The sequence below is a fragment of the Streptomyces sp. NPDC056373 genome, from assembly GCF_042262425.1.
Lineage (GTDB): Bacteria > Actinomycetota > Actinomycetes > Streptomycetales > Streptomycetaceae > Streptomyces.
In genome coordinates, this window is record NZ_JBHJPX010000004.1 from 348,852 (window position 1) to 360,996 (window position 12,145).

Sequence of the window (12,145 nt, forward strand, 5' to 3'; positions counted from 1 at the left end):
CGCGGTGGCGTGCACGCCCACTCGGGTGTGCACGCCACCGCGTCATGCCCCGCGGTAGCGGCTCGCGCGCGGGTGGGTCAGCCCACGAGGGGCGAGCGCGCCTGCTCCTCGGGCAGGGGCCGGGTGTCGAGGTAGAACCACTCGGCGTCGGCGGTGGGCCAGGGCGGCGGCCCGGCCGGCTCCTCCTGCGCGGTGGGCCGGCGCGACGGCCCGGCCGCCTCCTCCTGTCCCGTAGGGACCCGGCGCCTGGGCAGCGGCGCCGTAGCCGGAGCCTCGAAGGCGGGCGTTTCGGTACCGGCCTGCTTCGCCTCCCCCGGCATCAGCAGCTCCACCCGCAGCCCCAGCCCCCGCTGCTGGGCGGTGAACTCCTCGACCTGGTTGCGGCAGGCGTGGTCCAGGTGGGTCACACCGGTCAGGTCGAGACGGATCCGCGGCTTTCCGGACGCGGCGGCCGCCTCCAGCGCGTCGATCACCTTCGGCAGCCGAAGGAACGTGGCGTTGCCCGCCATGACGACCTTCGCCGTGTCCTGCTCGACGTGCTGGCGGACCACGGTCTGCGACATGCGCAGCGCGGCCAGCACGATCCCCGCGGCGAGACCGAACAGCACTCCCTCCAGCAGCGCTGTCGCCACGATGACCAGCATGGTCATCGTCATCACCGCGAACTCGCCCCGGTCCTGCCGCCACATCTTCGGGAACTCGGCGGGCCCGAACAGCTTCCAGCCGCTGTGCACGAGGACGCCGGCCAGCACGGAGATCGGGATCAGCGCGAGCACCTGCGGCAGCAGCAGCGCGAACGCGAGCAGCCACAGGCCGTGCAGGGTGCGCGAGAGCCGGGTCTTGGCCCCGGCCTGGACGTTCGCCGAACTGCGCGCCACCACCGCGGTGATGGGGAGCGCGCCGAGGAGGCCCGCGACGGTGTTGCCCGCGCCCTGGGCGATCAGCTCGGTGTTGTAGCGGGTGCGCGGGCCGCTGTGCATCCGGTCCACGGCGGCGGCCGTGAACAGGCTCTCCGCGGACGCGATGACCGTGAAGGTGAGGATGGCGGTGATGATCGTCCCGTCGGCGAGCGCCGCGAACTGCTCGGCCCCCGGCACGTCCACCGAGTTGAGCAGGTTGCCCACCTGGAGGGTCTTCACGTCCACGCCGGGCAGTGCGGCGACGAGTACGCCGATGCCCACGGCGACCAGGGCGGCGGGGATCTTCCCGGCCGGTCCGGGCACCTTCTTCCAGACGAAGCTGAGCACGATCGTGACGACGCCGAGCAGAGTGGCGATCACCGCCTGCGGGTCGGTCAGGATGCCGGCCAGCAGCCCGGGGATCCCGGCGATGTTCTCGATCGGGGTGCCGGGGGCCTTGGCGTCGGCCATCGGATAGGCCTGGCTGAACATCAGCGGTACGCCGATGCCGGCGAGCATGCCCTGGACGACGGCGACGGAGATGGCCTGGAACATCCGGCCGAGGCGTACCAGTCCCAGGACGATCTGGAGGAGGCCGGCGAACAGCACGATCAGGCCGAGCATCGCCACGCCGACCTCGGCGACGGTCTCCGCGACCAGGGCGGCGAGCCCCGCGGCCGGGCCGCTGACCTGGAGCGTGCTGCCCCGGACCGCGCCGACGACCAGGCCGCCGATCACCCCGGAGATGATCCCGAGTTCGGCGGGAACACCGGAGGCGACGGCGACACCGATGCACAGCGGCAGGGCGACGAGGAAGACGACGAGGGAGGCGGTGACGTCGGTGACGAGGTCCGCCCTCGCTGCCCCCTTGCGGTCACCTCCCTTCCCGACGCCGCCGCCCCTGGCCCCGCTCAGCAGCCCCCGGATCAGCCCGCCGACCGCACCGGCGCCCGGCCCACCGGGGGCATTCGGCCGCCCCGGGGCTTCCGGGCGCCCGGGATGGCCTCCGGCCGACCCGCGGTCCGCGTCTCCCCCCGCCCCGCCCCCGAACCAGCCGCCCGGCCATCCTCCGGGCCTTCCCGGCGGCCCTTCGGGCGTACCTCCCAGCACATCGCCGCCCGCGGGGCGGTCGCCCGGGGCGGAGGTCGCGGTGATGTCCACGCCGGGCACGGTCCCCCAGCCGTCCGGCCCGCCTCCCCCGGCGCCTGCCCAGGACTCACCCGGCCCCCCGCTCCTCGCCCCACCGACCGTCGACCAGTCCCCCACGCCCCCGGCCGGGCCTCCCCCGGGCCAACCCCCCGTATCCCTCAGGGAACCCGTCCCCCACTCGGCGTCGCCCCCCGGTGGCGGCCCGCCCCCCTGCCGGCCGCCCTCACCGCCCGGCGGCCCCCCGTAGCGCCCGCCCCCCGGGCCTCCCCAGGTCCGCCCCCGGGCATGCGCCCCGCTCACGCGGCGTGCACCCGGAAGTCGCCTTCGTCGCCGAGTTCGTACACGAACCCGGTGTCGACCTCGTAGTACCAGCCGTGCAGCCGGAGCCGGCCCGAGTCGAGGCGTTGCCGTACCACCGGGTAACTCCTCAGGGCGGTCAGCTGGTTGACGACGTTGCCCTGGGAGACCTCCGGCAGGGACGGGTCGTCCGGCGCGGTCTGCAGTACCGAGGTCAGCTCGGGGCGCGCGATGCCCAGCCAGGCGTCCACGCCGGGCAGTGCCGACAGGTCGTCGCCGGACTTCAGCGCCCCCATCGCACCGCAGTGTGAGTGACCGCACACCACGATGTCCTGAACCCCGAGCACCTCCAGTGCGTACTCGATGGTGGCCGCCTCTCCACAGGCCCCGGGCCGTCCGTAGGGCGGCACGATGTTTCCCGCGTTCCGGAGCTCGAATATCTCCCCGGGTCGCGCACCGGTGATCATCGCGGGTATGACCCGCGAGTCCGAGCAGGTAATGAACAACGCCTGCGGATATTGCCCTTCAGCCAGTTTCCGGAATTCGCCGCTGTCGAAATCGGGACGCGTCCTGAACGCACGGGCACGGTCCAGCAAAGCCTTCAACGTACTCTCCTGAGCTGGGTTTTCATCCGATGCACCCCACCGTAGACGGCCGACCTACAGAGGAAGGTTAAGCAAAGCCCAGAGCCCGGACAGCAATTGAACATTCTTTGCCCTCATTCCCAGACGCGGCGTCTTCTTGTAGCGTGTGAACTCCGCGGCAGGGAATGCGAATTGACGCTGCCCGGATTCATGCCGGTTTCACGGAGAGACAGGACGTATGGGCCTACGAGTGCTGCTCATCGAAGACGACGAGACGATCGCCGAGCCGCTCACCGAAGGGCTCGGCCACTTCGGGCTGACGGTCGACCACGTCGCCACCGGGACGGACGGCCTGAGAGGTCCGTACAACGACGTGGTCCTGCTCGACCTGGGGCTGCCGGACATGGACGGCATCGACGTCTGCCGCGGTATCCGGCAGGTCTCGGACGTCCCCATCGTCATCCTCAGCGCACGCGGCGAGGAGGCGGACCGCGTCCTGGGGCTGGAGCTCGGCGCCGACGACTACCTGGCGAAACCTTTCAGTGTGCGCGAACTGGTCGCCCGGGTCCGTGCCGTGACCCGCCGCACACAACGCACCCACCAGGCGTTCCCCGAGGGCACCGGTCCCGCTCCGGGCACGCGGGGCACCCCCGAACCGCCGCCGTACGAGCCGGCCCCGGTGCCCGCCCCCGAGCCGGCCCCGGCACTGTCCTACGAACCTCCCGCGACCACCTCGTACGACCCCTCCCCCGACCCGCCGCACGACCCCGGCCCGCTGGTCGTGGACCGCCGCACCCGCCAGGTCTGGGTCGGTGACGCCCCCGTCCTGCTCACGCCCAAGGAGTTCGACCTGCTGGCGCTGCTCAGCGAGGACCCGGGCGCGGTCTACTCACGGCAGCAGATCCTCGACCGCGTCTGGGACCCGCACTACGACGGCCCGACCAAGACCCTGGACGTCCATGTGGCCGCGCTGCGCCGCAAGTTGGGGCATCCGGCGTGGATCAGGACGCTGCGGGGCGTCGGTTTCCGGCTGTCGGCGCACACGGGGCCGACCGCGCAGGTGGCCTCTCCGTGACCCGCCGGCTGCTGCTCAGCTATCTCAGCCTCGCGGCGCTGGTGCTGCTCTGCCTGGAGATCCCGCTGGGCTTCGTCTACTCGCGCGGCGAGCGGGAGCGGGTCGTCAACGCGGCGAAGGACGAGGCCGAGTCGGTCTCCGCGTACGCCGCACTGTCCCTCGCGGCGGGCCGGGCCGAGCGGGACCTGCCCACGCGGGCGGCGCACTGCGCGGAGCGCATCGGCGGGAAGGTGGTGATCGTCGACGCCTCGGGCGTGCCCCTCGCCACCTCGCACCCGGTGGACGCCGGAGCCTTCGGCGACCTGGCCGCACGGCCGGGCATCGCGGCCGCGCTGCGGGGCACGTCGACGGTGGACGTCCGTACCTCCACGATCGGCGGGGTCGAGTACCTGTCCGTGGCGGCGCCGGTCGGCCAGGAGGCGCGGCCGGCGGGCGCGGTGTGGCTGACGGTGCCCACCCGGACGGTGCACGAGCGGGTCCACCATGTGTGGCTGCTGCTGGTGCTGGGCGGACTGGCCGTGCTGACGGCGGTCGCCGTGGTCGGGTTCGCCTTCGCCCGCTGGGCGGGCCGCCCCATCCGCGAACTGGAGCAGGCCACGCACGACTTGGCCGAGGGTGGCCGGTTCGCCCCGGTGACGATCACGAAGGGGCCGCCGGAGGTCCGCAGTCTCGCTGCCGCGTTCAACCACACCGCCGCCCGGCTCGCCCATCTGCTGGCGTCCCAGCGGGCGTTCGCCGGCGAGGCCTCGCACCAGCTGAAGACACCCCTGGCGGCGCTGCGGCTGCGCCTGGAGAACCTGGAGCCGGACATCGCCGCCCGGGCCCGGGGCAGCCTCACGGCCGCCGTCACGGAGACGGACCGGCTGGCCCGGATGGTCGGGCACCTGCTGGCCATGGCCCGGCTGGAGGAGCACGCCGCCATTCCCGCCACCGTCGACCTGGGCACGGTCTGCGCGGAGCGGCACCGGACGTGGCAGCCCCTCTTCGCGCGCGAGGGCGTCTCCCTCGTGCTCTTCGCGGGGAGCGTGGGCCCGGTGCTCGCGGTGCCCGGAGCCGTCGAGCAGATCATGGACAACCTGCTGTCCAACGCCCTGCGGGCATCCCCGGCGGGCAGCACCGTCACCATCGAGCCGCGGTTGCAGGCCCCGCCGCGGCGGGCGCTGCGCGACGGCAGGCCCCGCTGGGTCGACCTGCACGTCACCGACGAGGGGCCGGGCATGACGGAGGAGCAGCGCACCCGCGCCTTCGACCGTTTCTGGCGTGCCCCGGACGCTCCCAAGGGGGGCACGGGGCTGGGCCTCGCCCTGGTGCAGCGCCTCGCCCACGCCAGCGGTGGCGAGGCGGCCCTGCGCGCGGCGGCGACCGGCGGCCTGGACGTGGTGATCCGGCTGCCGTCCGCGCGGCCGGCGGGCGAGTCCGGTCCGGGGCCGGGCGGCGACCGCCCGAGGAGGCCGAAACGAGAGGCACCGGCCCTGCGGGCGTAACCGACGGCGTGCGCGGTCCCCGCGGCGCCGGGCCCCCACGACATGACCCGGCCGACCGGCACAGCGCCGGCGCGCAGGCGTCGGCGCCCGGCAGGCCGTCCCACGGCCACGAGTTGGCCATGCTCCGTCAACCCGGCACCTTTAGGGTCTGTCGTTCGGATCACGTCGCCCGAGAGCGACCGCGCCTCTCGGCCGGGTCAACATGATCCGAACGGCAGGCCACAGCGTCCTGTGCACCTCCCCCACGCACGACCCTGCCGTCGACCGGCGGCGGGGCGGTACGCCACCTCTGGAGTGAGAGTGGAACGTCGTAGCCTTCTGCGTGCGGCCGTCCTCGGCGGCACATCGGCCGCTCTGGGCGGAACCCTGTGGCGCGGCGCCGCGTACGCGGCCCCGGCCCAGCCCGGCGCCGGCCCCTACGGGCCGCCGGGCTCGCCGGACGCCAACGGCATCAGGCTCCCCGCCGACTTCACGAGCCGGGTGATCGCCCGCTCGGGCCGGCGAGTCGGGAGCACGTCGTACACCTGGCACAACGCCCCTGACGGCGGCGCCTGTTACGCCGACGGCACGGGCTGGATCTACGTCTCCAACTCCGAGATCAACCCCTCGGGCGGCGCGAGCGCCGTGCAGTTCTCCTCGACGGGCGCGATCACCGGCGCGTACCGCATCCTGTCGGGCACGCGGCAGAACTGCGCGGGCGGCAAGACACCGTGGAACACCTGGCTGTCCTGCGAGGAGGTGTCACTCGGCTTCGTCTACGAGACCGACCCGTGGGGCACGAAAGCGGCGGTGCAGCGGGCGGCGATGGGCCGCTTCAAGCACGAGGCGGCGGCGGCCGACCCGGTGCGCAAGGTGGTCTACCTGACCGAGGACGAGACGGACGGCCGCTTCTACCGCTTCGTCCCGACGTCCTGGGGCGACCTGGCGTCCGGCAGGCTCCAGGTGATGGTCGCGGGCAGCGCCACGAGCGGCTCCTTCACCTGGGCCGACGTCCCCGACCCGGACGGCTCCCCCACCGCCACCCGCTCCCAGGTCTCCGGCTCGAAGTCCTTCAACGGCGGCGAGGGCTGCCACTACGCGAACGACACCGTCTGGTTCACGACCAAGGGCGACAACCGTGTCTGGCAGCTCAACCTGCTGAACAACACGTACGAACTGGCCTACGACGACTCCCTCGTGAACGGCACGGCGCCCCTCACCGGCGTCGACAACATCACCGGCACCTCCTCCGGTGACCTCTTCGTCGCCGAGGACGGCGGCACCATGGAGATCTGCGTCATCACCCCGGACGACGTCGTCGCCTCGTTCCTGCGCGTCGACGGCCAGTCCGCGTCGGAGATCACCGGGCCGGCCTTCTCCCCGGACGGCACCCGCCTGTACTTCTCCAGCCAGCGCGGCACCGGCGGCAGCTCCTCGGGCGGCATCACGTACGAGGTGTCGGGCCCGTTCCGGTCGTGACGGGGGGCGCGTGCTTCACCTGAGCGGGGCCCGCCGGTGACCATCGGCGGGTCCGGCCGTTCCACCGGTTGGGCGGTTCGCAGCGGGCCGCCCAGCCGACGGAAGGAACACCACCGTGGACACGACCGTGCCCGTCCCGGACGCGCCGGGTGTGCTGCCCCGTGCCGAGTGGGTCAAGACACTGCCGCAGACCATCGTCGCGTCCTGCGTCCTGCTGCTCGACGACGAGGACCGGATCCTGCTGCTGCGTTACGCCGGGGGTCTGCCCGCCGCGGGCCTCTGGGGGCTGCCGGGCGGCATGCTCGACCACGGCGAGGACCCCGTCGGGGCCGCACGCCGGGAGCTGCACGAGGAGACCGGCATCGTCCTGGAGGAGGACCTGCGGTTCCTCGGGTACGACCACCGGGCCGACGTGCTGGAGACGGGGCCGGTGATCGACTTCTACTTCCACGGTGGCCGGCTCCCCGCCGGGCAGCCCGTGCGGCGCAGCTCGGAGCACGACCACCACGGTTTCCTCGCCCTCGCCGACCTGGAATCCACCCCGCTGGCGACCGGGCTGCCCACCCTCACCGCACTGCTGACCGCGGCCCGGACCGGCACCGTCGTATGCCTGCGGGAGGGGCTCCCCGGCTAGGCGGGTACGCCGAAGGGGCGGCACCTCCGCACAGGTGCCGCCCCTTCGCCTCGTGCTCCGGAGCCGCCGCGATCGGTGAGGGTCGGGGACCGCCGACGGCTCCGGGTTCTCTGCCCCCGGGTCAGCGGTGGTCGCTGCCCTGGGACTGGACCGCCGCCCGGCCCGCTTCCAGGCGGGCCACGGGGATGCGGAACGGGGAGCAGGAGACGTAGTCGAGTCCGACCTCGTGGAAGAAGTGGACCGACTCCGGGTCGCCGCCGTGCTCGCCGCAGACGCCGAGCTTGAGGTCGGGGCGGGTCTCACGGCCGGCCTCGGCGGCCAGCTTCACCAGCGAGCCGACGCCGTCCTTGTCGATCGTCTCGAACGGGGAGACGCCGAAGATGCCCTTCTCAAGGTACGCCGTGAAGAACGAGGCCTCCACGTCGTCCCGGCTGAAGCCCCACACCGTCTGGGTGAGGTCGTTCGTGCCGAAGGAGAAGAACTGCGCGGCCTCGGCGATCTGACCGGCGGTCAGCGCGGCGCGCGGCAGCTCGATCATCGTGCCGATGGACAGCTTCAGCTGCGCACCGGAGGCCGCCTCGACCTCGGCGATGACCGCGTCGGCCTCCTCGCGGACGATCTCCAGCTCCTGCACCGTGCCCACGAGCGGGATCATGATCTCGGCGCGCGGGTCGCCCTTGGCGGCCTTGCGCTCGGCCGCGGCCTCGGCGATCGCCCGGACCTGCATGGTGAACAGGCCGGGGATGACCAGGCCGAGGCGCACACCGCGCAGACCCAGCATCGGGTTCTGCTCGTGCAGGCGGTGGACCGCCTGGAGCAGGCGCAGCTCGTTCTCGTGCGGCTCCTGGCGGGACTCGGCGAGAGCCACGCGGACGGAGAGCTCGGTGATGTCCGGGAGGAACTCGTGCAGCGGCGGGTCCAGGAGGCGGATGGTGACCGGCAGGCCGTCCATCGACTCGAAGAGCTGCACGAAGTCCTGCTTCTGGAGCGGCAGCAGCTGCTTGAGGGACTCCTCGCGCTCGGCGTCCGTGTCGGCGAGGATCAGCCGTTCCACCAGCTCGCGCCGGTCGCCGAGGAACATGTGCTCGGTGCGGCACAGGCCGATGCCCTGGGCGCCGAAGCGGCGGGCGCGCAGCGCGTCCTCGGCGTTGTCGGCGTTGGCCCGCACCCGCAGCCGGCGCTTGCGGTCGGCGAAGGCCATCATGCGGTGGACGGCCTCGACCAGCTCGTCGGCGTCGTCGGCGCCCGGGTGCATCCGGCCCTCGAAGTACTCGACGACCGGCGACGGCACGACGGGGACCTCACCGAGGTAGACCTTGCCGGAGGAGCCGTCGATGGAGACGACGTCGCCCTCCTCGACGACGTGCCCGCCCGGGACGGTCATCCGGCGGCGCTTGGTGTCGACCTCCAGCTCCTCGGCGCCGCAGACACAGGTCTTGCCCATGCCGCGCGCGACGACGGCCGCGTGGGAGGTCTTGCCGCCGCGGGAGGTCAGGATGCCCTCGGCGGCGATCATGCCGTCCAGGTCGTCGGGGTTGGTCTCACGGCGGATCAGGATGACCTTCTCGCCGGAACGCGACCACTTGACGGCCGTGTAGGAGTCGAAGACGGCCTTGCCGACGGCCGCGCCCGGGGAGGCGGCGATGCCGCGGCCCACCTGCGAGACCTTCGCGTCCTCGTCGAAGCGCGGGAACATCAGCTGCGCGAGCTGGGCGCCGTTGACGCGGGTGAGCGCCTCGGCCTCGTCGATCAGGCCCTGGTCCACCAGCTGCGTCGCGATGCGGAAGGCGGCACCCGCGGTGCGCTTGCCGACGCGGGTCTGGAGCATCCACAGCACACCGCGTTCGATGGTGAACTCGATGTCGCAGAGGTCCTTGTAGTGGTTCTCCAGCGTCTCCATGATCTGCATCAGCTGGTCGTACGACTTCTTGTCGATCTGCTCCAGCTCGGCGAGCGGCACGGTGTTGCGGATGCCCGCGACGACGTCCTCGCCCTGGGCGTTCTGCAGGTAGTCGCCGTAGACGCCCTGGTGGCCGGAGGCGGGGTCGCGGGTGAAGGCGACGCCGGTGCCGGAGTCGGGGCCGAGGTTGCCGAAGACCATGGAGCAGACGTTGACCGCGGTGCCGAGGTCGCCGGGGATGCGCTCCTGGCGGCGGTAGAGCTTGGCGCGGTCGGTGTTCCAGGAGTCGAAGACCGCGTGGATGGCGAGGTCCATCTGCTCGCGCGGGCTCTGCGGGAAGTCCCGGCCGGCCTCGGTCTTGACGATCTTCTTGAACTTGGTGACGAGCTTCTTGAGGTCGGCGGCCTCCAGCTCGGTGTCGACCGTGACCTTCTTGGCCGCCTTGGCCGCCTCCAGCGCGTCCTCGAACAGCTCCCCGTCGACGCCCAGGACGGTCTTGCCGAACATCTGGATGAGGCGGCGGTAGGAGTCCCAGGCGAACCGGTCGTCGCCGGCCTGCTTGGCGAGGCCCTGCACCGACTTGTCGGAGAGGCCGATGTTGAGGACGGTGTCCATCATGCCGGGCATGGAGAACTTGGCGCCCGAGCGCACCGACACCAGCAGCGGGTCGTCGGCCTGGCCGAGCTTCTTGCCCATGCGGGCCTCGAGGGCGTCGAGGTGGGCGCTCACCTCGTCACGCAGTGCCGCCGGTTCGTCACCGCTGTCGAGGTAGACCTTGCAGGCCTCGGTGGTGATGGTGAACCCGGGCGGGACCGGAAGGCCCAGGTTCGTCATCTCGGCGAGGTTCGCGCCCTTGCCACCGAGGAGGTCCTTGAGGTCCTTGTTGCCCTCGGTGAAGTCGTAGACGAACTTCACGCCCTCAACGCTCGCGGCCTGCTCGGCTACCGGGAGATCTTTGTTTTCCGACACGGGTCTCGACTCCTCGAGGACGCGGTGGCTGCCCTGACGGGCAGGAACATACCCAGATCAAAGGCGTCTGGGTACGTCCACTTGTGCGTCATGCGCCTGTAACCACTCGTCCGCCAGCGGATCGAAAGTCAAGGCTGGGCAAGCGATCGCAGCCGCATGTTTTCACTTCTTGAACGCAAGAGCCTCCCTGAAGCCCTCTGAGCGCTCACATGAGCGGAGTTTCCGCACATTTGATTTCGCTCGATGAACGATCAAAGGGTGGCACTCAGTGCCACCCTTTGAAAAGTGCAGCCGCTCAAGATCCGCTCATCTGAGCGCGACCCTTATCAGGGGTGGCGAGAATCACGCTGCCACAGGCGCCGGGATTTCACCATGCGGACGTGTTCCGGGACCGTGGAGCAGGCCGTCACACCCCGAGCGCGCGCAGCCGCTCCTCGGCCCGCTCGGGCGCGTAGAGGTGCTCCACGACCATCGCTCCGGCCCCGACCAGCGCGGCCCGCTCGCCCAGCCGTGCGGTGACCACGTCCAGGTGGGCGGTGGAGCGGGGCAGCGCCCGCTGGTACAGCAGCTCCCGCACGCCTGTCAGGAAGGCGGTTCCGGCCAGATCCCCGGCGATCATCAGGACACCGGGGTTGAGCAGTGTCACGACGGTCGCGAGGACGTCCCCGACGCGGCGCCCGGCCTCCCGGGCGAGTCCGACCGCCTCGGGATGCCCGGCCGCCAGCAGATCCCGTACGTCCGAGCCGGAGGACGCCGGCACCCCGGCCTCCGCCAGCCGCCGGGCCACGGCCCCACCGCTCGCGACGGCGGCCAGGCAGCCGTAGGAACCGCACCGGCACAGCGCCCCGGCGCCCTCCGGCACCCGGATGTGCCCGATGTCGCCGGCGCCGCCGTCGACGCCCCGGAACACCGAGCCGTCCACCACGACCCCGGCGCCGATGCCGGTGGAGACCTTGACCAGCACGAAGGCGGAGCAGCCGGGGTAGGCGGTGCGCTGTTCGCCGTACGCCATGAGGTTGGCGTCGTTGTCCACCAGCACCGGCACCCCGGCGGCGCCCGCGTGCTCGGTGAGCGCCCGGGACAGCCGGCCCCTTATGTCGTAGCCGTCCCAGCCGGGCATGATCGGCGGCTGGACGACGCGGCCGGTCTCGGTGTCGACCGGGCCCGGCACCGCGAGCCCGACCCCGCAGACCGCCTCCGCGCCGTGTCCGGCCTTCTCCAGCAACTCGGCGAACCAGCGGCCGAGTTCACCGAGGACGGTGTCCGGCCCGTCGTCCACGACGAGGGTGCCGGAGTGCTCGGCGAGGATCTCGCCGGACAGCGACAGGACCGCCGCCCGGGCGTGCCGGGTGTCGAGGTCGGCGGCCAGGACCACCGCGTGCTCGTCGTCGAACTCCAGGGTGATGGAGGGCCGCCCGCCCAGCGGCGAGTCCACCGGCCCCCCGGCGCCCTCGCGCAGCCAGCCCGCGCGGAAGAGCCGGTCCAGCCGCTGCCCGACGGTGGCCCGGGACAGTCCGGTCGCCTGCTGCAGCGCACCCCGGGTCACGGCACGGCGACTGCGCACCAGTTCGAGCAGATCGCCGGCGCTCGCCTGACCCGCGCCCCGTCCGGTTCTCCCGGCCTGTCCGGTCATGTACACCCCCTTGTGTTTCCCAACCCTGCATTACATATTGGGTTTTGCGTGTTAAATAGACGT

8 protein-coding genes are annotated in these 12,145 nt (G+C 72.2%); 4 read left to right on the forward strand and 4 right to left on the reverse strand.

Annotation, left to right across the window (positions count from 1 at the left end; genetic code table 11):
* Window positions 1–77: 77 nt before the first annotated feature.
* Window positions 78–1,817: a SulP family inorganic anion transporter gene (locus ACFCXS_RS10745; protein WP_376643030.1), complete on the reverse strand. Its 1,740-nt coding sequence runs from the start codon at window positions 1,815–1,817 to the stop codon at window positions 78–80.
* Window positions 1,818–2,344: 527 nt separating this feature from the next.
* A complete protein-coding gene (locus ACFCXS_RS10750; protein WP_376642908.1) occupies window positions 2,345–2,950 on the reverse strand; it encodes a carbonic anhydrase in 606 nt (201 codons plus the stop codon).
* Window positions 2,951–3,167: 217 nt separating this feature from the next.
* On the opposite strand from ACFCXS_RS10750, the gene ACFCXS_RS10755 reads away from it, so the two are divergent.
* The 4 genes from ACFCXS_RS10755 (at window position 3,168) to ACFCXS_RS10770 (ending at window position 7,580) form a co-directional block, all read left to right on the forward strand.
* Window positions 3,168–4,004 (forward strand): response regulator transcription factor, encoded by an 837-nt coding sequence (locus ACFCXS_RS10755; RefSeq protein WP_376642909.1) that lies wholly within the window; start codon window positions 3,168–3,170, stop codon window positions 4,002–4,004.
* Entirely contained in the window at window positions 4,001–5,488 is a 1,488-nt protein-coding gene (locus ACFCXS_RS10760) for an ATP-binding protein (protein ID WP_376642910.1), read from the forward strand. The genes ACFCXS_RS10755 and ACFCXS_RS10760 overlap by 4 nt, the downstream gene beginning before the upstream one ends.
* A gap of 300 nt (window positions 5,489–5,788) precedes the next feature.
* Window positions 5,789–6,946: an alkaline phosphatase PhoX gene (locus ACFCXS_RS10765; RefSeq protein WP_376642911.1), complete on the forward strand. Its 1,158-nt coding sequence runs from the start codon at window positions 5,789–5,791 to the stop codon at window positions 6,944–6,946.
* A 115-nt stretch (window positions 6,947–7,061) separates the two neighbouring features.
* Entirely contained in the window at window positions 7,062–7,580 is a 519-nt protein-coding gene (locus ACFCXS_RS10770) for an NUDIX hydrolase (RefSeq protein WP_376642912.1), read from the forward strand.
* A 121-nt stretch (window positions 7,581–7,701) separates the two neighbouring features.
* On the opposite strand, the gene ppdK is transcribed toward ACFCXS_RS10770, so the two are convergent.
* Together ppdK and ACFCXS_RS10780 are read right to left on the reverse strand one after the other, a co-directional pair.
* Window positions 7,702–10,449, reverse strand: coding sequence for a pyruvate, phosphate dikinase (gene ppdK, locus ACFCXS_RS10775; RefSeq protein ID WP_376642913.1), 2,748 nt, complete (start codon window positions 10,447–10,449; stop codon window positions 7,702–7,704).
* Between the two features lie 406 nt (window positions 10,450–10,855).
* Window positions 10,856–12,082 carry an ROK family protein gene (locus ACFCXS_RS10780; protein WP_376642914.1) on the reverse strand — a complete coding sequence of 409 codons (1,227 nt, stop codon included), beginning with the start codon at window positions 12,080–12,082 and terminating at the stop codon, window positions 10,856–10,858.
* Window positions 12,083–12,145: the final 63 nt, after the last annotated feature.

Bases quoted from the DNA above. Each gene is read 5' to 3' on its own strand.
- ACFCXS_RS10780 (WP_376642914.1), bottom strand. From the start codon at position 12,082: ATGACCGGACAGGCCGGGAGAACCGGACGGGGCGCGGGTCAGGCGAGC.
- ACFCXS_RS10755 (WP_376642909.1), top strand. From the start codon at position 3,168: ATGGGCCTACGAGTGCTGCTCATCGAAGACGACGAGACGATCGCCGAG.